The 23891-nt window shown below is 42.7% G+C and carries 21 protein-coding genes and 1 other RNA gene; 1 reads left to right on the top strand and 21 read right to left on the bottom strand.

Annotation, left to right across the window (positions count from 1 at the left end):
* Window positions 1–74: 74 nt before the first annotated feature.
* From H8S37_RS01840 to H8S37_RS01785, 12 genes are all read right to left on the bottom strand, one after another.
* Window positions 75–2285 (bottom strand): InlB B-repeat-containing protein, encoded by a 2211-nt coding sequence (locus H8S37_RS01840; RefSeq protein WP_186874350.1) that lies wholly within the window; start codon window positions 2283–2285, stop codon window positions 75–77.
* A gap of 224 nt (window positions 2286–2509) precedes the next feature.
* Window positions 2510–2882: RNase P RNA component class A (rnpB, locus tag H8S37_RS01835), an RNA gene on the bottom strand.
* 85 nt (window positions 2883–2967) lie between these two features.
* Window positions 2968–3441, bottom strand: coding sequence for a ribonuclease HI (gene rnhA / locus H8S37_RS01830; protein WP_186874349.1), 474 nt, complete (start codon window positions 3439–3441; stop codon window positions 2968–2970).
* Between the two features lie 79 nt (window positions 3442–3520).
* Window positions 3521–4207 (bottom strand): MBL fold metallo-hydrolase, encoded by a 687-nt coding sequence (locus H8S37_RS01825; protein ID WP_186874348.1) that lies wholly within the window; start codon window positions 4205–4207, stop codon window positions 3521–3523.
* Window positions 4204–4668: a molybdopterin-binding protein gene (locus H8S37_RS01820; protein WP_186874347.1), complete on the bottom strand. Its 465-nt coding sequence runs from the start codon at window positions 4666–4668 to the stop codon at window positions 4204–4206. The genes H8S37_RS01825 and H8S37_RS01820 overlap by 4 nt, the downstream gene beginning before the upstream one ends.
* Before the next feature lie 45 nt (window positions 4669–4713).
* Entirely contained in the window at window positions 4714–6000 is a 1287-nt protein-coding gene (locus H8S37_RS01815; protein ID WP_186874346.1) for an amidohydrolase, read from the bottom strand.
* A gap of 1 nt (window position 6001) precedes the next feature.
* Window positions 6002–6838 (bottom strand): purine-nucleoside phosphorylase, encoded by an 837-nt coding sequence (locus tag H8S37_RS01810; protein WP_186874345.1) that lies wholly within the window; start codon window positions 6836–6838, stop codon window positions 6002–6004.
* Window positions 6839–6954: 116 nt separating this feature from the next.
* On the bottom strand, window positions 6955–8427 hold the full coding sequence (gene spoIVA / locus H8S37_RS01805) for a stage IV sporulation protein A (RefSeq protein WP_186874344.1): 1473 nt from the start codon (window positions 8425–8427) through the stop codon (window positions 6955–6957).
* Between the two features lie 79 nt (window positions 8428–8506).
* The gene (locus H8S37_RS01800) at window positions 8507–9520 is read right to left on the bottom strand and encodes an NAD(P)H-dependent glycerol-3-phosphate dehydrogenase (RefSeq protein ID WP_186874343.1); all 1014 of its coding nucleotides are present in this window, start codon (window positions 9518–9520) and stop codon (window positions 8507–8509) included.
* 5 nt (window positions 9521–9525) lie between these two features.
* Window positions 9526–10161, bottom strand: a complete 636-nt coding sequence (gene plsY / locus H8S37_RS01795) for a glycerol-3-phosphate 1-O-acyltransferase PlsY (RefSeq protein ID WP_186874342.1) — start codon at window positions 10159–10161, stop codon at window positions 9526–9528.
* Between the two features lie 4 nt (window positions 10162–10165).
* On the bottom strand, window positions 10166–11494 hold the full coding sequence (gene der, locus H8S37_RS01790) for a ribosome biogenesis GTPase Der (RefSeq protein WP_186874341.1): 1329 nt from the start codon (window positions 11492–11494) through the stop codon (window positions 10166–10168).
* A gap of 45 nt (window positions 11495–11539) precedes the next feature.
* Window positions 11540–12883, bottom strand: coding sequence for a DUF512 domain-containing protein (locus H8S37_RS01785; RefSeq protein WP_279287339.1), 1344 nt, complete (start codon window positions 12881–12883; stop codon window positions 11540–11542).
* Window positions 12884–13132: 249 nt separating this feature from the next.
* On the opposite strand from H8S37_RS01785, the gene H8S37_RS01780 reads away from it, so the two are divergent.
* Window positions 13133–14311 (top strand): ribose-phosphate pyrophosphokinase, encoded by a 1179-nt coding sequence (locus H8S37_RS01780; protein ID WP_186874340.1) that lies wholly within the window; start codon window positions 13133–13135, stop codon window positions 14309–14311.
* Window positions 14312–14707: 396 nt separating this feature from the next.
* Here the strand turns inward: H8S37_RS01780 and H8S37_RS01775 are convergent, their stop codons facing one another.
* The 9 genes from H8S37_RS01775 to H8S37_RS01735 form a co-directional block, all read right to left on the bottom strand.
* Window positions 14708–15187 (bottom strand): DUF1653 domain-containing protein, encoded by a 480-nt coding sequence (locus H8S37_RS01775; RefSeq protein ID WP_186874339.1) that lies wholly within the window; start codon window positions 15185–15187, stop codon window positions 14708–14710.
* Between the two features lie 41 nt (window positions 15188–15228).
* On the bottom strand, window positions 15229–16443 hold the full coding sequence (gene ilvA / locus H8S37_RS01770; protein ID WP_186874338.1) for a threonine ammonia-lyase: 1215 nt from the start codon (window positions 16441–16443) through the stop codon (window positions 15229–15231).
* 3 nt (window positions 16444–16446) lie between these two features.
* Entirely contained in the window at window positions 16447–17388 is a 942-nt protein-coding gene (gene ftsY / locus H8S37_RS01765; protein ID WP_186874337.1) for a signal recognition particle-docking protein FtsY, read from the bottom strand.
* Between the two features lie 37 nt (window positions 17389–17425).
* The gene (gene smc, locus H8S37_RS01760) at window positions 17426–20986 is read right to left on the bottom strand and encodes a chromosome segregation protein SMC (RefSeq protein ID WP_186874336.1); all 3561 of its coding nucleotides are present in this window, start codon (window positions 20984–20986) and stop codon (window positions 17426–17428) included.
* Window positions 20987–20998: 12 nt separating this feature from the next.
* Window positions 20999–21688 carry a ribonuclease III gene (gene rnc, locus H8S37_RS01755; protein ID WP_186874335.1) on the bottom strand — a complete coding sequence of 230 codons (690 nt, stop codon included), beginning with the start codon at window positions 21686–21688 and terminating at the stop codon, window positions 20999–21001.
* Window positions 21689–21748: 60 nt separating this feature from the next.
* Complete coding sequence (gene acpP / locus H8S37_RS01750) at window positions 21749–21979, bottom strand: acyl carrier protein (protein ID WP_186874334.1); 231 nt, start codon at window positions 21977–21979, stop codon at window positions 21749–21751.
* 24 nt (window positions 21980–22003) lie between these two features.
* Window positions 22004–23032 (bottom strand): phosphate acyltransferase PlsX, encoded by a 1029-nt coding sequence (gene plsX / locus H8S37_RS01745; RefSeq protein ID WP_186874333.1) that lies wholly within the window; start codon window positions 23030–23032, stop codon window positions 22004–22006.
* A 109-nt stretch (window positions 23033–23141) separates the two neighbouring features.
* Window positions 23142–23321 (bottom strand): 50S ribosomal protein L32, encoded by a 180-nt coding sequence (gene rpmF / locus H8S37_RS01740; protein ID WP_004068723.1) that lies wholly within the window; start codon window positions 23319–23321, stop codon window positions 23142–23144.
* Between the two features lie 3 nt (window positions 23322–23324).
* The gene (locus H8S37_RS01735) at window positions 23325–23855 is read right to left on the bottom strand and encodes a YceD family protein (protein WP_186874332.1); all 531 of its coding nucleotides are present in this window, start codon (window positions 23853–23855) and stop codon (window positions 23325–23327) included.
* Window positions 23856–23891 lie beyond the last annotated feature (36 nt).

Genomic DNA, 23891 nt, shown 5'->3' with positions numbered 1-23891 from the left:
ATTCATTTTTTGAATACAACGTCCTTTATTTTTCTTTTCACAGTACTATTTATTTTTGTTACAGCTCCTGCTTTTTAAGATTTTCGTTTTTGTATGAACATAACTGTTCCACCCAGAGCAACCGCACTTACCAACAAGAGAATACACCAAGAGACTGGATTCGTATTATCTCCTGTCTGCGGGCTTCCTTTTATTTTACCATCCTCTCCTACCGCCCCAGATGGCTTTTCTTCTACTTTTTCCATATCTTCTTTGCTTGTGTCAAATGCAGGGATAATAACTGCTTCTTTTGCATATCCACAGCTCGTACATTCTTCATGTTTTTTCCCTGGCTCTGTCTTCGTCGCGTTTTTATCTGTTACCCATTTAAAAGTATGAGACGCTTCGTTTTGCTTTATACCGCATACACTACACTCATTCCAGTGACTGTTTCCATCAAATTTCCACTCTTTTCCAGGTTTATGCTCTTTTCGTGTCACTGTATAAGTTGTACTTGCCTGTGCTGTCTGCCCGTTGTCTTTTCTTACAGCAGTAACTGTCAATGTATAAAGAGCTGTTTCTCCGTTCGCAGGAGAAATAACCATCAGAGTACTATCATCTCCTACCGGCTCACCTTCTTCATTTTCCCACCTGTAAATATAAGTATATGCCTCTTTTTCTTCTACCTCCGGCGACAAGACAGTACCTTCCATATCACTACAAGCCAGTTCTATTTTGGGATTCGTCGGTAATATAGGAGCTTGTGCCGGAATTACTGACCATTCTGCGTACAAAATAAAATTTCCCTCTTCACGCGGTATTTTGTCATTTTCAAAATCCCATTTCTTGGTCAAGCTACTATCCGTATACCATCCGTCCAATGTATAACCGTCCTTTTTCACGGTATCATCCTCTGGTTTTTTAACCGTATCATCTACAAATGACCAATAACTTAATTCTTCATATGTATTTTCAATTCCATCTTTAAAAAGTACTTTTCTTTTCACCTCTGTGTAAAGATATTTTCCCTCTTTTTGATAGCCATAATTTTGAACAGGAGCGATAAAATCTTCTGGATCTGCTTCGATTCCATCACTATATTCTACAATTCTCTGTCCAGGCAGGTAATCTCCCCAAATCTCAAGAGTAACTGGATTTACCGGAGAAAATTCTTTTGTTACCTGTATCATTTGAAAATCTGAATTTGCCTCTAATGTATCATAGTCAACTGCTTCAATTCCATTGAGCCCTGAAATTTCCGGCGTTCCACTAAATCTAAGCTGAACTCCTGGACGGATAAAAACAGCTCCATTCACCGTCTCCCCTGCATTTTGGTCTTTATTTCCTTTGATCGTTCCACCGTTAATTTCAATAACAGCCATCCCCAAATCACTGTCACTTATTATATCTACATATCCAAAAATAGCTCCGCCATCATATGCGGCAGCATTTTCTGTAATACTTCCGCCGTTCATCACAAAGGAACCAGGATGTTCTTCATATCCTTCGACATAAATAGCCCCTCCATTTCCGTCCTGTGCGGTGTTCCCACTTATGCTGCCACTATTCATTGTAACTGTACCAGAATAAACGGCCATCGCTCCCGCCCATTTTGTTGCACGGTTATTGAGGATGGATGTGCCGCTAATTTCCAACTCACCTGACACAGTAACTGCCGGAGATGCCGCCGCGGTATTTTCTTCTAATGTACCACCGTAAAGATATGCCGTTCCGCCACTATTTACCAGTATTCCTGCGCTTCCCTGTGAGGAGTTCGGTGCACTGTTGCCCGCAATCTTTCCGTCTTGCATTGTAAATATACCACCTGTATTCACTGTAACAGCGGCTCCTATGCTATTATTCTCGCTATATGTATTTCCTGAAATTTCACCGGCTTCCATGGCAAAAGAGCCATCGGTGATAAAGACGGCAGAAAAACTGCTATTTGTAAGCTTTGTCCCTATTTGCGTTCTCAATTCTCCGCCACTGACGCGAATCAAATATGCACTTTTATTCCGTGCATTTCCGTCAATGATTAGATTTTTTAAAGTCAGCTCTCCGCCTGCAGACACATAGAACATATCTTGATTACTTTCGTTTAGCTCCGATGTAATCTGAAATGACTGTCCATCTAAAATTAAAGATTTGTCAATAGAAATTGTTTCTGAAAGTGTTACATTCTTATTTAATGTAATTGTGTCTCCATCCTGTGCATTTGCAACTGCCTCCTGAAGCGTCGCATACTGCTTTTGTTCTGTCTGGGTAGCGTTGGTTACTGTTACTGCGCCCCCCCCCAGCAAAAACAACAGTAGGAATCACGACCGCTGTCATAATGCCAGCAAGAAGGCATGCCAGCCATCTTTTCATTCCTGTCATTTTCATCACTCTTATATCCTTTCATATCCCCAAATTTCCACTATCTTTATACAGTAGATACTTTTATTATATTTGAGTTTATTTAAATTTTCAACTAATTATTCAAAACATTTAAAGTCCCACAATTTACCTAATATTCATTTTTTCTTAACAGCGGTTAAGCAAGACGATAAGCCGGGTTATGTCGTTGGACAATCATCTATCTAGACCTGGCGTCGCCGCCAGGTTCAAGCGACTTACCTAAGGCGTGACGGGCAGCCACATAGCCTGCGTTTAGTCTTGCTTCGGATGGGGTTTACATGTGCCCTTCCCGTTACCGGCAAGGCGGTAGTCTCTTACACTGCCTTTCCACCCTTACCTGTCAACTCTTAAGACATTCGCCTAAGAGGCATTGACAGGCGGTTTATTTCTGTTGCACTTTCCTTGGAGTCACCTCCACCGGACGTTATCCGGCATCCTGCCCTGTGAAGCCCGGACTTTCCTCGTCTGCTGCTCTCGCAGACAGCCGCGATTGTCTGTCTTACTTAACACAGTTTCAAATTATACTATACCTGCCTGCAAATGTCCAGTCATCCTCTATGTTTTCTGCCGAAGCCCGCTTTCGTTTCTACTTTATACGCCTTCATCCACGATCAGCTCCGTCCCGTCTGCTGCTGTCGTTGCCAGTGTATCGCACCGTTCATTCTGCGGATGTCCATCATGCCCTTTCACCCAGCAAAAGCGCACCTTGTGTTTTTCTTTTGCAGCTAATAACCTCTTCCATAAATCTACATTTTTCACTGGTTCATTTTTTCCACGCTTCCAGCCTTTTTTCAGCCAGCCATCCACCCAGTGCTGATTAAAAGCGTCAACTACATATTTCGAATCGGAATACACCTCCACCTCACAAGGCCGGTTCAAAGCCTCTAACCCTGCAATCACTGCCATCAGCTCCATGCGGTTGTTCGTTGTGCGGACATATCCCTGGGACAGCTCTTTTTTATGCAGTTTCCCCTTTGTATCCACATATTCTAATACGGTACCATACCCTCCCGGCCCGTCCGGATTTCCTCTGGCCGCGCCATCCGTGTATATTTTCACCAGCATATTTATCTTCTCCTCTTCTTAGCGTCGTTGTACAAGGGGCGTATTGCCCCTTGTACAACGGCGCTATTCTCTTCCGAAATCATTCCAGGAAAAAGGTCTGCCCTTCCTTTTCTATATTTTGTATTCTTTCCAGGTATTCTTTTGTACAGTGTTCCAGGGCCAGTCTGGAAAAAATATCATATTTTTCCCAGAAGTGCATGGGAAATACCACTTTTGTGTCTGTTCGCTTCATAAAACAGTCCAGACCTAAACAGTACTGCTCCCCCAGCCTTGGATCCACCGGCACAAATGCTACATCTATCTTTTCCTTCTGCAATTTATTGATCTCATGCTGATAATTTCTTCGCATCTGCGTATTATATTCTGCTGTCTCACCTTCCCAGTACCACCAATTCAGATCTCCTGCATGATACACTGTCTTTCCCGCATAGTGAATCAGAAAAGCCACTCCTGCGTCTGTAGAACGCAGTGTCTCAATCCGCAGCTTTCCAATTCTCCTGTACTCTCCTGGCCCCATAAAAATAACATTCTCTTTTTCCTCTGCCGGTATATCCGAAGAAAGAATATACTGAATGTCCGGGTGTATATCCTGAAATGAAAAAATTTCCTTCCTGAAATGATCGTAATGCGCATGGCTTGCGAATACATACCATTCTTTTTCTCTATCTATTTTAGGAAGTTCTCCTTTATAATAATCAAACAAAAAATATGCTTCCTCCATCTCGACAAGGAAACCGCTGTGTGCCAAATATGTTACCTTCATCATACCTGCATCGTCTCCACTACTTGTACTAGTTCTGGCAAAATATATTCCAGCCCTTCTTTCGCCGCCTTCGCGCTGTCTGGAAGATTCACAATCAATGTCTTATTCCTGATTCCCGCGGCGCTGCGATCCAATATCACTTTCTTTGTATACCTAAGCGTATATGCCCGCACTGCTTCTGGTATACCTGGAAGAAGTCTGTCCGCTGATGCCATCAATGCATCCGGCGCACAGTCCTTCTCCCTGTAACCACATGCTCCTGTTGTCAAAATCAGATCCACTGCCTTTGTATCTGCAAGTCTGCAAAAAACAGAAGCTGCTATCGCCTTCTCCTGGGGAAGAACCCCCGCCGCTTTCACTTCGAATCCTACCTGCACAAGCATCCGTTTTAATACGGCTGCCGCCGGACTTTCTTCTTTTGCCTTATACATCCCTGTATCTAACGTAAATATTGCTGCTTTCATCCTTCGTACCCCTTTCGATTTTATTGTACTCTCCTTAAGATTGTTTTACTCCTGCTCTTTTAGAATCCGCCTGACTGTCTTTTCAGCCTCTTTATAAATTTCTTCTTTGGAAGAATCCAGATAAAACTCCCCATTCTGATACAGTACTTTTCCTGCTATCATTGTCATCTTTACATTCTGCTTGCTTCCGCTGTACACCAGATTTTTCTCGATATGGTGCAATGGCTGCATATTTGGCTGTTCCAGGTCTATTAAAATCAAATCTGCCTTTTTGCCCACATGCAATGTATCACATTCGGCAAGTCCCATCGCATGTGCTCCATTTACAGTCGCCATCTTAAGAACCTCCATTGCAGGCACTGCCTCTGGATCATCATATAACACCTTCTGAAGTCCTGTCACCAGAAACATCTCCCGAAACATGTCCAGACAGTTGTTGCTCGCCGGGCCGTCTGTTCCAATCGCGATCGGGATTCCCATATTCAGATACTTTTTTACCGGTGCGATCCCACTGGCAAGCTTTAAATTGGATGCCGGATTTGTCACAATGTACAGGCCCTTTTTCTTCACCACCTCAAAATCTGCTTCTTCCATATGCACTCCATGAAAAAGACCGCCGCCATGTTCAAACAATCCCAGTGTATCCATATATACAGGCGGGGTCATGCCTGTTCGTTTCTTGCAATCCTCCACCTCTTGTTTTGTCTCTGAACAATGGACGTAGACTGGCGCAGCATACTTCTTGGAAAGTGCCGCAATCCCCTCCATCTTTTCTCTGGAAGTCGTATACTCTGCATGAAACCCAAGCTGATAAGAGATAAGCTTCGACTTGTCCTTGTTATATGTGAGGTAGTCTTCCTCTACTTCCTCAACTGTCCCGCCAAAGTCATTGATACTTTCGCAGAATACATTCCTAAAGCCCGTGTCAATCGCTGCACGTGCGCCGTCCTTCCGATACATATACATATCAAATATAGAAGTAATTCCACTCGTCAGATATTCCAGAATGGCAAGTTTCGTAAGCCAATATACATCTTCTCCCGTAAGCTTGGCCTCTGCCGGAAAAACCCTTGTATGCAGCCACTCATTGAGCTTCATGTCATCTGCATAGGATCGAAGAAACGTCATCGCAGAATGTGTATGCGCATTTTTAAATCCGGGCATCAAAAGATTTTGCTTCCCGTCAATTTCCAGATCCCATTTTCTTTTGGCTGTTTCTTTTGGCTGTCCGACACAGACAATTGTATCGTCCTCAATCCAAACTTCTCCTTCTGTAATTTTTCCGCCTTCTTCCATTGTCAAAATTCGTACATTATATATTCTTGTATTCATCCTAGTCTTCTCCCATGTGCATCTTTAAAATGCTCTTTGTTACAAGCCGTTCAAATTCTTTTGCCCGCTTATCTGCCACAGCCTGTACATCCAGGTGGCTCAACTCTTCTTTTGAAATGCCGCTTGCCATATTAGAGATACAGGACACCGCGCACACACGGATATTCGCATGCCGCGCCGCCACTGCTTCACATGCTGTACTCATCCCTACAGCGTCTGCACCGACGGCGGCAAACATTTTAATCTCAGCCGGACTTTCAAAATTCGGTCCGCTGGTCTGTACATACACTCCCTTTTGAATAGAAATTCCTTCTTCTGCTGCAGTCCTGCTTATAATATTTTGCAGTCTTTTATCATAGATTTGCGTCATATCCGGAAAACGTTCCCCCAACTCCTCTATGTTTTCCCCTATCAACGGAGACGGAACAAAACTGGAAATCTGATCCGTAATTATCATAAAGTCTCCCGTCTGAAAGTCCGGATTGATCCCGCCTGCAGCATTCGTCAGAAACAGAACCTCTATTCCCATCATTTTCATCAGACGTACAGGCAGAACCACATCCTCCATCGCATATCCTTCATAGTAATGTACCCTTCCTTTCATCACCATTGCCGGAACATTCCCGATATAACCAAGCAGAAATTTCCCATCATGCCCTTGTACTGTAGAAACCGGAAAATCTGGAATATGTCCGTATGGAATTTCACATACAACCTCCATATTTTTCGCATATCCGCCAAGTCCAGAACCCAGTATCAACCCAATCTCTGGCTTAAAGTCTGTAATTGTTCTGCAGTATTCATAACAACGCTTTATCCGTCCATATTGCCTGCTCATGTATTTTCACTCCTTTTTCTTGTCTTTTGCGGTTACTATTTTTTCGTTTTCCGTCATGTTAGTATTGTACTACATAATCTCCATTTCCACCACAGAAGTTTTTGTCATACCTTCTCTTATATGATAATACATACCAGTCCACCGTTACTGTCATTGACAATTTTCTGCATAGAATCTTGTAGTTTTACCTGGCTTTCTTCATTAATTGTTGTAATCTTATTTCTCATTCCGTCCATAACCAGTTCCTCTATAGACTTGCCGAAAATATTCGTTCCCCATATTCCCTGCGGCGTCTCGCTCTCTGTCTTGATATACTCCACCAAATCCTCTGCCTGTTTTTCATTTCCAACGATCGGTGCAATCTCTGTCTCTATAACCGCACGTATCATATGAATGGACGGAGCCTCAGAACGGATTTTCACCCCATACTTGCTGCCTTGTTTAATAATGACTGGTTCATCCAGTGTAATATCTTCCTTTTTAGGACTTACCACTCCATATCCCTTCATCTTCACATCTGCAAAGGCATCTTTGATCTGCGTATATTCCGCTTTCATCGCTGACAATTCTTTCATCGCCGCGATCAGTTCGTATTCCCCTTTGATCTGCGCGCCTGTCAGTTCACTGAGTACTTCATAATAATACTGTTCTTTGAAATCAATCCGTACTTGAATACATCCCGTATCCATCGCCACTTTTTCTACCGCAGCCTTCTCTATGTATTCGCTCTCCGGAAGCTCTGGAGCATGCAGCGCGCTCCTTATGTCCTCCATCCCCTGCATAAGCGCCCGCACATTTTCTAATAAATCCTTCTTAATTTTGTGCTCTCTGGAAAGCATTTCTACCCATTTGGGTATGTAAAATTCCACTTCCGAAATGGGGAATTCATAGAGTACCTGGCGCATAATGTCGTGAATATCCTCTGCTTTAAGCTGTTCACAGTTTACCGCTGCCACAGACACTCCATATTTCTGACTGAGTTCCTCTTTTAATTCCTTTGCTTCTTGGGTGTAGGGTTTTAAACAGTTCAATAAAATCAGAAATGGTTTTCCAATACTTTTTAATTCTCTGACTGTTTTTTCTTCTGCATCTACATAATTCTCTCTTGGAATCTCTCCAATACTGCCATCTGTCGTCACGACAAATCCGATTGTCGCATGATCATGGATTACCTTCTGCGTACCGATTGCCGCTGCCTTGGTAAATGGAATTTCATATTCAAACCAAGGAGTCTTTACCTGCCGTTCTTCTCCATTTTCTGTATGTCCAGATGCGCCGTCTACCATATAACCTACACAGTCAATCAGCCGGATTTTCACCTGTACGTCCTCCGAGAGCCCCACCAAAGCCGCTTCCTTTGGCACAAACTTTGGCTCTGTTGTCATAATCGTCGCCCCGGATGCCGACTGCGGCAATTCGTCCTGTGTTCTTTCCTTTGCATGTTCATCTGTCATATTGGGAAGCACTAAAAGATCCATAAATCTTTTTATAAAGGTAGACTTGCCTGTCCGCACCGGCCCAACCACCCCAATATAGATTTCACCGTTTGTTCTTGCTTTCATGTCCTTGTATACCTGAAATGATTCCATAGAAATACCCCCTTGTTCTGCTGATAACAATCTATGCTTCCAAGGGGGTAATTATTCTGCTTTTTTCTATTTCCTGGTTCTAGTTTTCCCAGGGCAACTGTTCACTTTCACTCTTTGACGCGCGCTGCATCAGCTCATCTACTGCCTGCGCAGGAGCTTTTCCTTCAAACAGTACAGCGTTGACCTGCTCTACAATCGGCATAGATACGTCATATTTCAAGGCAAGCTGTTTTGCTGCCTTTGCAGAATACACTCCTTCTACAACCATTTTCACCTCATCCATTGCTTCCTGCATAGACTTGCCCTGTCCAATCAAGTATCCCGCCTTTCTGTTTCTGCTGTGCACGCTGGCACAGGTTACAATCAAATCTCCAATGCCTGTCAGACCTGTAAAGCTTTCAATCTTTCCTCCCATCTTGACACCCAGTCTCGCTATCTCCGCAATCCCTCTTGTAATGAGCGCTGCCTTTGTATTGTCTCCATATCCCAGCCCATCTGCAATTCCGGCGGCAAGTGCAATGACATTTTTCAAGGCCCCTCCCAATTCAATTCCCAGAATATCCGGGCTTATATATACACGGAATACCCTGCTGATGAACATAGACTGTAGAAAAATTGCTGTCTGTTTCGATTTTGCCCCGATCACACACGTTGTTGGAAGCTTTCTTCCTACTTCCTCCGCATGGCTGGGCCCTGACAAAACAGCCACATCTGCCTGCGGGATTTCCTGTTCGATCTGCTGGGAGAGCGTCATCAGAGTAGTTTCTTCAATTCCTTTCGCCACATCTACGATAATCTGTCCTTCTTTTACATAAGGGCGCATCTTCTTTGCCGTAACTCTGGTAAACGGCGAAGGAACCGCCAGTACAAGAAAGTCTTTATCCCTAATCCCTTCTTCTAAGTTACCTGTAATCACCATACTCTCTGGGAGCCTTACCCCCGGAAGCTTCGCCGTATGCTCTCGTTTCGTCTGAAGCATCTTAACTTCTTCCTTGTCGATAGACCAGACTGTCACCTGGTGTCCATTGTCACTCAAAAGTATGGACAGAGCCGTCCCCCAACTCCCAGCCCCTAATATTCCGACATTTGCCATAATTCTTACTCCTTTTTCTTTGAACCAAATTTATTTTCTGTTCCTGCCATCAGCCTTTTGATATTGTCCTTATGTCTGTACCATGCAAGGCAGGTCAGTGCAAACAGCAGTATGTACAGCTCATATAAATAAGCCGCCTTCATCTCAAAACAGCCCAGCTGTCCGCAGACTACTACTTCTAAAAAGAACATAGAATACGCCAGAAGTGACCCCAGCGATATGTATCTTGTAAAAATCACCGCTATTAAAAACGCAGCCAACGGAATCGGAGCCATCCAAATTTTCGTTGAAATCACAAGCCCGGCCAGAACGGCAATTCCTTTCCCTCCTTTGAATTTCAGATAGAATGGGAAATTGTGTCCCAATGTCGTTCCTGCTCCTGCATACATTGCCAAAAGCGGCAGCCATTGGCTCCCATCATAAATATAGCGCACAATCAAAATTGCAATCACACATTTCAGCACATCTCCTGCAAAGGTCATAAGCCCTGCTTTCCACCCCATGACTCGCAGCGCATTTGTAGAGCCGGCGTTCCCACTCCCCTTCTGTCGAATATCAATATGGTTCATCTTTCCCACCAGATAGCCTGTCTGGAAAAGTCCGCATACATAACCGATTGCAAGACAAATTAACCGTTCCATACTCTTACTGCTCCTTTTCCTTTCTTTCCCTGATGAAGAACTTCAAGGAAGTCCCCTTAAATCCGAACGCTTCCCTGATTTTATTTTCCAAATATCTTGTATAGGAAAAATGCATCAGTTCCTTGTCATTGACAAAAACAACAAACGTCGGCGGTTTTACTGAAACCTGCGTAATATAATACAGCTTCAAGCGTTTTCCCTTATCAGAAGGCGGCTGCTGCATTGCTACCGCTTCTGTCATAATCTCATTGAGCACACCGGTTGCAATCCGAAGCGTTTGATTTTGAATTACCATATCAATCATATCATACAGCCTGTTCAGACGCTGTCCTGTCTTTGCAGAAATATACAAAATCTCCGCATAAGAAAGATAGGATAAAATCTGTCTCACCTGAGCCTCAAATTCCCGCATCGTTCTGTCATTCTTTTCTATCGCATCCCACTTATTGACAACAATGATCATTCCCTTTCCTCTTTCGTGGGCAATCCCTGCAATCTTTGCGTCCTGTTCTGTCACTCCTTCTGTGGCGTCAATCACCATGACCACTACGTCTGCCCGCTCCACCGCAGTAACCGTACGGATAATACTGTACCTCTCTAACTCTTCTTTGATCTTATTCTTACGGCGCAGCCCCGCAGTGTCAATAAAAATATATTCTTTTCCGTCATGCGTTACTTCTGTATCAATCGCATCGCGTGTCGTTCCTGCAATATCTGAAACAATCACCCGGGATTCTCCTAAAAGCTTATTAATGATCGAGGATTTTCCTACATTGGGCTTTCCTACAATTGCAATACGCGGCCTGTCATCTTCCTCCTCTTCCTTCATGCTTTCTGGAAAATGCGCAATTACCTCATCCAGCATGTCCCCAAGTCCTAAGCGTGACGCAGCGGAAACCGGAATCGGATCTCCAATGCCCAAATTATAAAATTCATATACATCCGGCATATACTTTTCAAAGTGATCGACTTTATTTACAACAAGCAGAACTGGCTTGCCGGAACGCCGCAGCATGTCTGCTACCTTCGAGTCTGCATCCACAACTCCCTGCTTCACGTCTGTAATAAAGACAATCACATCTGCCGTATCGATCGCGATCTGTGCCTGTTCCCGCATCTGTGAGAGAATAATATCTTTGCTGTCTGGTTCAATTCCCCCTGTATCTATCATGGTAAATTCCCAATCCAGCCAGGAAACGTTTGCATAAATTCTGTCTCTTGTAACACCAGGCGTATCCTTTACGATAGAAATTTTTTCTCCTGCCAGGGTATTAAATAATGTAGATTTACCTACATTCGGTCTCCCTACAATCGCAACTACTGGTTTACTCATAATTATTTACTACCTTCCTAATTTTCTATACATTCTCTGCATATTTTATTCCCGTCTCTCCATGCCTTTTGGCATACCAAGAACTGCATCCAGCAGATCCTGCCCGCTTGATTTTACAATATCTACCGGAACTTGTAAAGTCTCCGCCACCGCTTCTATCGTAAAATCATCCAGAAATGTATTTTCCCCTGCACGCAGCATATTACATGGGAGCAGCAGCCTGTCGCCTAATTCTTTGCCCTTTAACTGTGCCGTCAGATCCTGTCCGGTTATCAGTCCCGAAACTGTAATGCGCTCTCCAAAAAAGTCATTGCGGATTGGATAGATATGCACTCCCACGCCTGGGAATTTTTCCTTCACCTGCCCCATCATCTCTTTCAGATAAGGCGCCGCCAGTTTCCCTGTCGCAAGAGAAAGCTCTCTCTTTCTTGTGTCTCCCTTTATCTGTGAAATGCCTTTCGCGAATTCATTCAGTAAAAGCCTTATCATCCCGACTCCATTTTCCAGTTGGGGATACCCGTCATAACGTTCTTCAGCCGGAATCACCTCTCCTGCGAGGAGATACCATTCATCTCCCGCATGAATAAAATGCCTTCCATATTCGGCAAATACTTTATCCTGCCATCTGTGAATGATGTCCAATACCTGCTTTGCATCTTCTTTTTCAAAAGGCTGCAGCGGATAGAGATTATCTCTGTACTTCGTAAGACCTACAGGAACAACAGACACACTCTGAAGCTGCGGCAGATACCCTGTCAAATCCTGAATTGTCCGTTCCAACTCTTTCCCATCATTGATGCCTTTACACAAAACGATCTGTCCATTCATCTCAATGCCGCCCTGATAAAGAATGTCTACTTTTTTCAATGCCTCCCCTGCAAACCGATTATGCAGCATTTTACATCGAAGCTCTGGGTTTGTCGTATGAAAAGAAATATTAACCGGCTCCAAACGATATCTGACAATTCTTTCCACATCCCGATCATCCATATTGGTAAGTGTGATGTAGTTTCCCTGCAAAAAGGAGAGCCTCGCATCATCATCCTTAAAATATAGTGTTTCTCTCATTCCTCCCGGCATCTGATCGATGAAACAAAACATACATTTATTTCTGCAGGAACGATATTCATCCATCAGACTTTGTTCAAACTCAATACCCAGCTCCTCTTCCTCTTCCTTCTCAATCTCTAATTCCCACTGCTCTCCATCTGTTTTTTCAATTAAAAGAAAAATATGTTCTTCTCCTGCAAGGAAATGATAATCAAATACATCTATAATCTCTTTTCCATCTATCGAAATCAGTTTATCCCCTGGCTCTATCCCCATTTCCTCGGCAATACTTCCCGGACAGATATTCTTTACTATATGTTCATGCCTTTTCCTGTTCAATTTCCATAACCCTTTCTTGGCGTTTATTAAGCTTCTGCTTTCCGATCGCATCCTATTTTTCAAACGATTGTTCCAGACTTCTGCTCTCTTAAAGGACTGCACCGTACTGTAACCAGTATAACATAATTCCTTCTCCCGGCAAAGCTATGCTTGAATTTCCAGGTAAAAAATGATATAACCATATATGTAAAAATCTAAATTATCATCAAATCTCATCAAAAGAAAACAAATCAATCATAGGAGAATACCATGCCAAATATCGAATTATTAGAAAAAACACTTCCAGTTGCCCCTTTAAAAATTGTTGCAATGGAAAGCTGTAAAGTACTTGGTCAGAAAGTAAATGACTACATTGTCTCTTTCCGGCAAAATACTATCAACGAAGTAACCGAATCCCCTCTGTATGTCAACTACAAATCCAACAATTATCTTGTCGACTGCTGCTGTCCGCGTTTTGGGACGGGGGAAGCAAAAGGAATGATAAAAGAAACCATCCGCGGTACAGATTTATTTATTATGACAGATGTATGTAACTATAGTCTGACTTACACAGTGAACGGACATTTAAACCATATGTCTCCAGACGACCATTTCCAGGATTTAAAAAGAGTTATCTCTGCCGCAAACGGTAAAGCCAGACGCATCAATGTGATTATGCCATTTATGTATGAAAGCCGCCAGCATAAACGTACAAAACGGGAATCTTTGGACTGTGCGATTGCATTGGAAGAACTGACTGCAATGGGTGTGACGAATATTATTACATTTGACGCCCACGATCCACGTGTACAAAATGCAATTCCGCTGAAGGGCTTCGACAGCTTTAATCCGCCTTATCAGTTTATGAAAGCGCTCTTCCGCGATGTCCCGGATCTCATCGCTGATAAAGAGCATCTGATGATTATCAGCCCTGATGAAGGAGCTATGCACCGTGCTGTTTATTTTTCTAATGTTCTTGGCGTAGACATGGGTATGTTCTATAAGCGCCGCGATTACTCTACTGTCGTAAATGGAAAAAATCCGATTGTGGCACATGAATTTTTAGGCGACGATGTGGCGGGAAAAGATGTGTTGATCATCGATGATATGATTTCTTCGGGTGAAAGTATGCTGGATGTCGCAAAACAGTTAAAAGAACGCAAGGCCGCGCGTGTATTTGTCTGCACCACATTTGGTCTTTTTACAGACGGATTAAAAAAATTCGACGAATACTACGAAAAAGGCTATATTACAAAAGTCATCACCACCAATCTCACATACCTTCCGCCTGAATTGTATGAAAAGCCTTATTTTGTAAAGGCAGATATGAGCAAATTCCTCGCATTGATTATCGACTCCCTAAACCACGATGTCTCCATCGGTACAGTCTTAAATCCGACAGATAAAATCCACGCACTGCTGGAAAAGCGTGCAAGAGGAGAAATATAAATTTAACGAAGCAACAAGCAGTGTGAAAAGAACAGAAGGGCCCTGCGCCATGCTTGCATGTAAGCAGGGGACTTTCTGCTTCTTTTCATTCGGCGACTGCCGATAGCGAAATGAAGCGTATGCGGAATTGAGCTGGCACTGCGGAAAGTAGCAAAAAGGACGTGTAAAAGAGATGCTTTGCATCGTTCGTCAGGGCTTCGCCGAAATTCCTCACTCACGCAAAGCATCTCTTTCACACTCACACTTTCGCCAGCTTAAGTTTATAATTCGTAACGGAAAAAATCGGCTTCACGCTGCTATGCATTTCCAATCGGAAGTAGTATAGATACTTCTAATTGAAGGGCTATAACAACGTGAAGCCGGTTCTGTTCTTTCGTCAATTAACTTTATATTTCATTATCTGAGTCTTCTTCCTTCATATTTCATCTTTGTCTTTAAAAATTTTATCAAATCTTGGTATCTTTCTTCGAGTGTACCTTCATTTTCTGTGTACTCCAGGCTCTCTGCCGCAGCGCTTAAGAAAGTGCTGTCCAGCTTCTTTTTATTTTTCTGCAAAAACTCTGCCTTTTCTTCGTTCTTTTCTAGTTCTAGAAAATCAAAGATCAGTGGAGCCTCCTTTTTTTCTTCTGCTTCTGCTTTTATATTTTTACACAGCTCAAACCGGTATACCTGTGCTGCGTCCGGATATTTATTTTTGTCTACCAGACTTAGAAACATCTCAAGGGGTCTGGCATAGATTTTCCGCTCTCCATATAGTGCCTGGTATACTACCAGTTCTTCTTCTGTCTCGGTATGCACAGCCACGCAAAGTACCTGATATTGCTGTCCTTTGAAATGTGTGTAGATTTCTCCGTTTCTGGGACTTTTTCTCTCCATGCTTTTTCGCCTTTCTTTCTTAGAGATGTTCTTCTATCGGATTAATAAAGCTTTGCACTGATTAATTTGGGCCGAAATCCTTTTTTCTCCAGAGCATCTAATATCTTTTTCTTATGCTCTGTTCCAAATGCTTCCATCGTAATACGCAGCTCCACTGCCGCATTGCGGTTTGTACTTACGAACTGATTGTGTTCCAGCTTGATAACATTTCCTTTTGCATCTGCAATGGTCGCTGCCACGCTGACCAGCTCGCCTGGTTTATCTGGAAGAAGCACAGATACAGAAAAAATTCTGTCTCTCTGAATCAGTCCATGCTGTACAATGGAGGCCATTGTAATTACATCCATATTTCCCCCACTCAAAACACAAACTGCCTTTTTCCCTCTTAAATCCATCTGCTTTAATGCCGCTACAGAAAGCAGTCCTGAATTCTCTACAACCATTTTATGATTTTCTACCATGTCCAGAAATGCTCCAATCAGTTCATCATCCTCCACAAGCAGAACATCATCTACATTTTCTTTCACATAGGGAAGAATTTTCTCACCAACAGCCTTTACCGCTGTTCCGTCGGCGATCGTATCCGCGCTGTCCAGTTCCACAACCTCTCCTGCTGCCAGTGCAGCCGTCATACTTGCCGCCTCTGCCGGTTCTGCCCCAATCACCTTAATCTTAGGGTTAAGCATCTTTGCAAGTACAGAAATTCCTGTCACCAGGCCCCCTCCTCCAATTGGAACGAAAATATAGTCCACTGTGGGAAGCTCCTGTACAATTTCCATTGCTATCGTTCCCTGTCCTGTTGCCACATCCAGATCATCAAATGGATGAACAAATGTATATCCATTTTTCTCTGCAAGCTCCATTGCATATGCACAGGCATCGTCATATACATCTCCGTACAAAATCACCTCTGCCCCATAATTTTTTGTGCGGTTTACTTTGATCAGAGGCGTCACTGTAGGCATAACAATGGTTGCCTTACAGCCATATTTTTGTGCGGCATAAGCAACACCTTGCGCGTGATTTCCTGCCGATGCTGTAATCAGCCCTTTTTCTCTTTCTTCTTCGGTCAGTGTACAGATTTTATAGTAAGCGCCTCTTAATTTATATGCGCCTGTATGCTGCATATTTTCTGGCTTCAAATAAACTTTTCCGCCAGTCTGTGCACTTAAATAATCACTGTAGACCAGTTTTGTAGGGTTGGTTACCTGCTTTACGATTTCACTTGCTTCCTCAAACTTTTCCAATGTCAACATCTCTTACCCTTCTTTCTCCTCTGTCTTATAAAACAGTGCATTTACAAATTCATCCGCATCAAATTTCTGTAAATCCTCTATTCTTTCGCCTACTCCAATATATTTGACAGGGATTCCCAGCTCTGACTGAATCGCCACTGCAATACCACCCTTGGCAGTTCCATCCATCTTTGTCAGGATTACCCCCGTAATCTCTGCCACCTCATTGAATTCCTTTGCCTGTGCAAGTGCATTCTGTCCGGTGGTCGCATCCAGTACTACCAGTGTTTCCCTGTAAGCTTCGGGATATTCCCTCTCAATTACACGGTTGATTTTCTTTAGTTCTTCCATCAGGTTCTTCTTATTATGAAGCCTCCCCGCCGTATCACAGAGCAGTACATCTGCTTTTCGTGCCTTTGCCGCCGCAACCGCATCATACACTACAGATGCCGGATCTGCACCTTCCTGTCCGCCAATCATCTCTGTTTCGGAACGGTTTGCCCATTCCTTTAACTGCTCCCCCGCAGCAGCACGAAATGTATCCGCCGCAGCCAGAACCACTTTTTTCCCTTGTGCATGAAGCTTCCCAGCCAGTTTTCCAATCGTTGTCGTTTTTCCTACTCCGTTTACACCAATTACAAATACGACCGACGTCCGATTTTCAAATTCATACGCTGTTTCTCCCACATGCATCTGTTCCCGGATACTGTCGATCAAAAGCTGTCTGCACTGGGCTGGTTCTTTTATATGCTCGCTGCGTACTTTTTCTTTCAGATTCTCAATAATTTCCATTGTCGTGCGTACGCCCAAGTCTCCCATAATCAGTGTCTCTTCCAGCTCCTCATAGAAGTCATCATTGATTTGAGTAAAACCATGGAAAATACTATCCATACCGAAGACAATATTATCTCTCGTCTTGCTAAGGCCTGATACAAGTCGTTTAAAAAAACCCTGTTTTTCTTCCATCTTTTTTTCCTTTCTTTCTAGTCAGTATCATAAATTACTATTTATCCAGCTCCTTTTCCAACAGATCCACAGATACAAGAGTGGAAACCCCCTTCTCCTGCATTGTAATTCCATACAGCCTGTCCGCAGAGGTCATCGTTCCCCTTCTGTGTGTAATCACAATAAACTGTGTATTCTCTGTCAGCTTATGCAGATACTGCGCAAAACGGTCCACATTGTTATCATCCAAAGCCGCTTCAATCTCATCCAAAAGGCAGAACGGGGAAGGCTTTAGATTCTGTATTGCAAACAAAAGAGAAATTGCCGTCAGAGCTTTCTCTCCCCCAGAGAGCTGCATCATATTCTGCAGCTTCTTTCCCGGAGGCTGTGCGATAATGCGGATTCCCGCCTCCAATATGTCCTCCTCTTCCATTAATTCCAGCGTTCCTTTTCCTCCGCCGAACAACTGTTTAAACACATGGTCAAACTCCTTGGAAATCAAGGCAAATTGCTCCTTAAACTGCCTGCGCATTGCGGTGTCCAGCTCTTCAATAATCTGCTGCAGAGATTTTTCTGCCTCTACTAAATCATCATGCTGGTCTTTTAAAAATGTATACCGTTCCAGCAGGTTTTTATAATCTTCTATGGCATTGACATTCACTGTCCCTAATTTCTTGATGTCATTTTTTAAGTTCTGTATCTGCCGTTTCATATAAGCAAGATCTGTCAGATTTTCATTTCTAAGCTCCATTGCATGATTATATGTGATTTCATATTCTTCCCACATATAATTTATCAGCTTTTCAGCCGCTTCTTCATAAGACTCTTTCTGGCTGTTCAGACGAAAACACTCTTTGTCCAGATCTGACATATGTCTGGAAATCTCTTCTCTCTCTCCTAAGAAATCCTTGTGTTTGCGGTTTAACTCTTCCCGCTTCTTAACCTGTGCTTTGATCTCTTCCTCGATTTCTATAAACAATTCTTTCGAATTTTCAATTGTCTCTTTTAATTCTACAATTTCCTTTTCTTTTTTCTGAATCTCTTCGGCCGCATTCCCTTTATTTACATCTAATTCTTTTAATTCATCTGTAAATTTCTGGATTTCTTCTTCAATACGGCTGATATTTTCCAGAATAAATACATTCTGCTGCTCTAATCCGGCTAAGGACAGATGCACTTCTTCTGAAGTATGAAGCTGTACCGCCTCTTTTTCTCTGTCTTCTGACAACATACTGTTTAGTCTGTCTATCTTTCTGTTCAATTCCTGTTCCAGACTTTCCGAAGTCTCCAACTCCATCTGAATCGAATCTTCATTGTCCAAAATTTCTTCCAGATTTCTCTTAAGTGTCTCTTGTTCAGCCCTATACGCCTCTTGCCGCTTCTTTGTCTCTGCCTGTCTGCTTTTTATCTGTTCGATATGCATCTTCGCCGTATTTTCTATAACAGATGCCTTACGAAGCCTTTCCTGTATCTCATCCATTTCATTATAGCATGCAGTACGTTTCTGTTTTATACGATTGACCGATTGCTCCATCTCATCCATATCCGCTTTTAGCAGAGCAACCGTTTTTTCAAACTCTTCAATCTCCCTGCGCCTGCTTAATAAATTACTTGAATTCTTAAACGCGCCTCCTGTCATAGCTCCGCCTGGATTGATCAGTTCCCCCTCCAGCGTCACAATCCGCAGCGACTGACGGTATTTTCTGGCAAGCTGTATTCCATGATCAATCTCGTCTACTACGATCGTACGGCCCAAAAGCTGTTCTGCAAGCACCTCAAATTGTTTTTCTACATGTACCAGTGTATGCGCAAGTCCAACAACCCCTGGCTCCTTTAACGCCTCCGGCGTGCGGATTGTATTTCCTTTTGCCATACTCGTCAATGGCAGGAATGTCGCACGCCCAAATTTGTTTTGTTTTAAATAGGCAATCATCCGCTTTGCCGTATTTTCGTTGTCTGTAACAATATTTTGAATACTGCCCCCAAGCGCTGTCTCTATGGCTATCTCATATTCCTTTTCTACTTTAATAATATCTGCCACAACGCCGAGAAGTCCTCTCTCTTTTTCCCTGTTTGCCATCACTTTGCGGATGCTGTTCCCATATCCGTCATAGCGCTCTGTAATATTTTTCAAGGATTCTAAACGGGAGGATTCCCTGTGGTACGCAGTCTGCCCAATCCGCAGCTTCTCCTGTTTTTCTGTCAGTTCTCTTTTTAAATCTTCAATCTGTTTTTCATTCTCCTCTATCTGGGCAGTATATCCTGCAATCTCTTTTCTTATTTTATTCTGTTCATTTTCATGTACAAGCAGAGCCTCATCCTGTTTCTTTGTCTCCTTGTCAAGCTCATGTAAGCTTTCCTTCAATATTTCTTTTCTGGAGGTAATCTGCTGTTTTGTTGTATCATAATGCTGGATTTTTGCTTTTGTGGAAGCGCGGTTTCCAAGCAGCTCCATGATCTCTTGTTTGCTTTTCTCTATTTGATCTGTCTGCTGCGCAATCCGTGTCTGAATTTCTATCAGAGCCTGCTTTGCTTCATTATCTTTTGCGGATATATCGCTTAATTTTGCGTGCGCCTGCTCTTTTTCACTGCACAGCTCTCTCTTTTGTGCCTGTCTCGTCTCAATCTCTACCCGAATGGTACTCAGACGATTGTCATAATGCTCATCATTCATACGAGCTGTGTTAATCTGTTCTTTTAAGACATTGATGTTTCCTTCCAGCTGTTGTTTTAATAAGGTTGTCTCATTTAACTGGCTCTTTGCTTTCTCAATAGAGTAGTCAATTTCGTCTACTTCTTCCTCTATTGCCTCATACTCCGCCTTCATCTCTTCATAATGTACACTGGCACTTTTTAATTCTTCTGAGGCAGTCTCGTATTTTTCTTCGATTCCCCGTATCTGCTCTTTTACGCGCTCTGCTTCCAAAAGAAACATATTGATGTCATAGGTTTTTAATTCTTCTTTTTTCTTTAAATATTCCCTTGCCACCTCTGCCTGTATTTCCAGAGGCCCCAGCTGATGTTCTAATTCAGAAAGAATATCGTTTACCCTGGTTAAATTCATCTGTTCTTCTTCCAGCTTCTTCACAGACATATTCTTTCTTCTCTTAAACTTCACAATTCCGGCAGCTTCATCAAAAAGCTCTCTTCTCTCTTCTGGTTTTCCACTTAGTATTTTATCAATCTGCCCTTGTCCGATAATGGAATAGCCTTCTTTTCCAATCCCCGTATCATAAAACATTTCATTTATATCTTTTAACCGGCACATTGTCCCGTTAATCAGATACTCACTTTCTCCAGAGCGATAAAGCTTTCTTGTCACTGTCACTTCTTTATAGTCAACCGGAAGCTGGTGATCGGAGTTATCCAGGGTAATTGCCACAAACGCATAGCTTAAGGGTCTTCTGTTCTCTGTTCCAGAAAAAATAACATCCTGCATACTGCCGCCTCTTAGCTGCTTTACCCGCTGCTCTCCTAACACCCATCTCACTGCATCTGCCACATTGCTTTTTCCGCTTCCGTTTGGACCTACAATGGCTGTGATCCCATTATGAAATTCAAACTTTATCTTATTGGCAAAAGACTTAAACCCCTGTACCTCTATACTTTTTAAATACATAAAATCCCCGCTTTATCTTTCTTTTTTCAGTTTCAGGATTGCTTCATAAGCTGCCTTTTGCTCTGCTGCTTTCTTAGTGCGCCCTTTCCCGATACCGAATGTTCTGTCCCCGATTTTTACCTCCACAAAAAAAGATTTGTTGTGGTCCGGCCCTTCTTCTTTTACAAGCTGATAGAGAATTCTTTCATCTGTCTGTGCCTGTATCATTTCCTGTAAAATAGTTTTACTATCATAAAAGAGTTTTTTATTCTCCAAATCTGTCATTATAAAACGATGGATGAACTCTTTTGCATTAGTAAAACCACCATCCAGGTAGATTGCTCCAATTAAAGCCTCCATTGCATCAGAAGTAATCGAATCTCTCTGTCTGCCTCCCGTTGCTTCTTCCCCTCTTCCCAGAAGCAAGTACTCTCCCAGCCCGATTTCACGTGCGCAAAACGCCAGCGACGGCTCACATACCATACTGGCCCTTGTCTTTGTCAGTTCTCCTTCTGAAACCTTCGGCTCATTTAGAAACAGATATTCACTGGATACCAGTTCTAATACTGCATCTCCCAAAAACTCCAGCCGTTCATTGCAGTAATGCTTCTCCATATGCTTCTCATTTGTATAGGAGCTGTGCATCATGGCTTTCTTTAACAGAGAAAAATCCTGAAAGGTATAGCCGATTTGTCTCTCTAGTTTTTTTAACTTTTCATTCATATATTAACTTCCTCTTAAAATGAAAAAGCCCATAGGGGCTTTTTCATTTTTCCATTCCTATTATTCAACAGCCTTTTTAATCTGATCTACTGCGTCCTGCACCGTGGTAATTTTCTCCGCTTCTTCATTGTCAATCTCAATATCAAATTCTTCTTCAATCCCCATAATAATCTGGAAAATATCCAACGAATCTGCCCCCAGGTCATCTACGAATGTAGTCTCCGGTGTAATTTCCTCCTTCTGGACATTTAAGACGTCCGCAATGATTTCCTGTAATTTTTCAAATTCCATAGTTCTCTTTCCTTTCTTTCCTGATTATTCTTCTTTTTGTTCATCCTCTGCCTTCTGGATCGCTTCTCTTATCTTCTCATTGATCCTCTGTTCTTTGAAAGTAAGGCATTGGATAATGGAATTGCATACCTCTTTTGAAGTAGAACTTCCATGTGTTTTGACAACCAGTCCATTCAATCCCAGAAGCGGTGCACCGCCGTATTCACTGGAATCAAAGTCTTTTAAAGTAGCTTTCAGCGCTGGTTTTACAAGAAGTGCTCCTATCTTGCTTCTTACAGAGCTCATCATTCCTTTCTTGATTTTCTTAACCAAGGCTCCGCCTACGCCCTCATAAAGCTTGAGAATTACATTTCCTACAAACGCCTCACAGACTATCACGTCCGCGGCTCCATACGGAATCTCGCGTGCCTCCACGCTTCCGATAAAATGAATATCTTTGCATGCCTTTAAAATCGGGAATGTCTCCTTTACAAGTGCATTTCCTTTTTCTTCCTCTGCCCCAATATTGACAATTCCGACCGTAGGATTTTTCTTGCCGAGAACATGTTCCATATAAATAGTCCCCATCCTTGCAAACTGTACCAAATGAGACGAACGCGCGTCTACATTCGCCCCACAGTCTATCAGAAGTGAAACACCCTTTAGAGTAGGTAAAAGCGGCGCCAAAGGAGGTCTTTTTACGCCTTTAATCCTTCCAACCAAAAGCTGTCCTCCTACCAGAACAGCACCGGTACTCCCTGCCGATACAAAGGCATCTGCCTCTTTCTTTTTCACAAGGTTCATGGCCACTACGATGGATGAATCTTTTTTTCTTCGAATCGCCATTACCGGCGGCTCCGCAGTTTCAATTACTTCCGTCGCATTGATAATCTCAATTTGGTCTTCCGGATAAGTATATTCTGATAATTCTTTCTTTAATACTTCCTCCCGTCCGGTCAGCAGGACATGAATATCCTTTCTTAGCTTCACGGCTTCCACTGCCCCTTTAACGATTTCTTTCGGCGCATTATCTCCGCCCATCGCATCCAGGGCGACTCTTGTAATATCAGACATTTCTTCTCCTCCTATCGCTACTGACAATTATTCTACTGGAAATCATAGTAAAAATCAATAAAAAAAGACGTAAAATACAAAGTTTTTACGCCTTTTCTCTCTTTCCTGATTAATCTACAGAAATGATTTCTTTTTTGTTGTAAGAGCCGCACGCCTTGCACACTCTGTGAGGCATCATAAGTTCTCCGCATTTGCTGCATTTTACCAGATTCGGAGCACTCATCTTCCAGTTTGCTCTTCTTTTATCTCTTCTTGCCTTTGAAGATTTATTCTTTGGACAGATTGACATAGGTTACACCTCCTTAAAATTCTTAAATAGGTCACGGACAACCGACATTCTAGGGTCAAGCCCCGTATCTTCACAGTTACAAAAACCCTCGTTCAGATTCTGACCACATATACTGCAGATTCCCCGGCAGTCTTCCCTGCACAGGACTTTCACCGGCCATCCTATCAAAATCTCATTATAGAGTAATTTCTCTATGTCAAGGTTATATCCGTCAATAATAAAATTGGATTCATCCAGTTCTTCTGTCAACTTATCATCCGGCACTTCTAAGTCTATATGCTTCTTTATATCCAGCACAAATTTCTGCCGGACTTCTTTTAGACATCTGTCACAGGGAATCTCAATGTCAAGGTCTGTCTGTACATATATCAACATTTCCTTTCCTCTGACATGCTCCACTCTTATATGCACCGGATTTTTCCTGACAATAGGAAACTGTCCTGCTTTTGACTGAAACATATCCATATTAAGTTCCACTGTTTCATCCACCGTCTCATGCCGATCTGACATGACGTCTGACAGGTTGATTAACATAACTGATTACTCCTATCCATACCTAGACTATTATAG

Origin of the sequence: Mediterraneibacter hominis (assembly GCF_014287475.1) — a bacterium.
GTDB classification, from domain to species: domain Bacteria; phylum Bacillota; class Clostridia; order Lachnospirales; family Lachnospiraceae; genus Mediterraneibacter; species Mediterraneibacter hominis.
This window is presented reverse-complemented; position numbering and strand designations above follow the sequence as displayed.

What these genes read in the sequence shown, in the direction of transcription:
- rnhA (WP_186874349.1), bottom strand. Translation starts at nt 3,441, where the DNA reads ATGCTGGTGAAAATATACACGGATGGCGCGGCCAGAGGAAATCCGGAC.
- H8S37_RS01825 (WP_186874348.1), bottom strand. Translation starts at nt 4,207, where the DNA reads ATGATGAAGGTAACATATTTGGCACACAGCGGTTTCCTTGTCGAGATG.
- H8S37_RS01820 (WP_186874347.1), bottom strand. Translation starts at nt 4,668, where the DNA reads ATGAAAGCAGCAATATTTACGTTAGATACAGGGATGTATAAGGCAAAA.
- H8S37_RS01815 (WP_186874346.1), bottom strand. Translation starts at nt 6,000, where the DNA reads ATGAATACAAGAATATATAATGTACGAATTTTGACAATGGAAGAAGGC.
- H8S37_RS01810 (WP_186874345.1), bottom strand. Translation starts at nt 6,838, where the DNA reads ATGAGCAGGCAATATGGACGGATAAAGCGTTGTTATGAATACTGCAGA.
- spoIVA (WP_186874344.1), bottom strand. Translation starts at nt 8,427, where the DNA reads ATGGAATCATTTCAGGTATACAAGGACATGAAAGCAAGAACAAACGGT.
- H8S37_RS01800 (WP_186874343.1), bottom strand. Translation starts at nt 9,520, where the DNA reads ATGGCAAATGTCGGAATATTAGGGGCTGGGAGTTGGGGGACGGCTCTG.
- plsY (WP_186874342.1), bottom strand. Translation starts at nt 10,161, where the DNA reads ATGGAACGGTTAATTTGTCTTGCAATCGGTTATGTATGCGGACTTTTC.
- der (WP_186874341.1), bottom strand. Translation starts at nt 11,494, where the DNA reads ATGAGTAAACCAGTAGTTGCGATTGTAGGGAGACCGAATGTAGGTAAA.
- H8S37_RS01780 (WP_186874340.1), top strand. Translation starts at nt 13,133, where the DNA reads ATGCCAAATATCGAATTATTAGAAAAAACACTTCCAGTTGCCCCTTTA.
- H8S37_RS01775 (WP_186874339.1), bottom strand. Translation starts at nt 15,187, where the DNA reads ATGGAGAGAAAAAGTCCCAGAAACGGAGAAATCTACACACATTTCAAA.
- ilvA (WP_186874338.1), bottom strand. Translation starts at nt 16,443, where the DNA reads ATGTTGACATTGGAAAAGTTTGAGGAAGCAAGTGAAATCGTAAAGCAG.
- ftsY (WP_186874337.1), bottom strand. Translation starts at nt 17,388, where the DNA reads ATGGAAGAAAAACAGGGTTTTTTTAAACGACTTGTATCAGGCCTTAGC.
- smc (WP_186874336.1), bottom strand. Translation starts at nt 20,986, where the DNA reads ATGTATTTAAAAAGTATAGAGGTACAGGGGTTTAAGTCTTTTGCCAAT.
- rnc (WP_186874335.1), bottom strand. Translation starts at nt 21,688, where the DNA reads ATGAATGAAAAGTTAAAAAAACTAGAGAGACAAATCGGCTATACCTTT.
- acpP (WP_186874334.1), bottom strand. Translation starts at nt 21,979, where the DNA reads ATGGAATTTGAAAAATTACAGGAAATCATTGCGGACGTCTTAAATGTC.
- plsX (WP_186874333.1), bottom strand. Translation starts at nt 23,032, where the DNA reads ATGTCTGATATTACAAGAGTCGCCCTGGATGCGATGGGCGGAGATAAT.
- rpmF (WP_004068723.1), bottom strand. Translation starts at nt 23,321, where the DNA reads ATGTCAATCTGTCCAAAGAATAAATCTTCAAAGGCAAGAAGAGATAAA.
- H8S37_RS01735 (WP_186874332.1), bottom strand. Translation starts at nt 23,855, where the DNA reads ATGTTAATCAACCTGTCAGACGTCATGTCAGATCGGCATGAGACGGTG.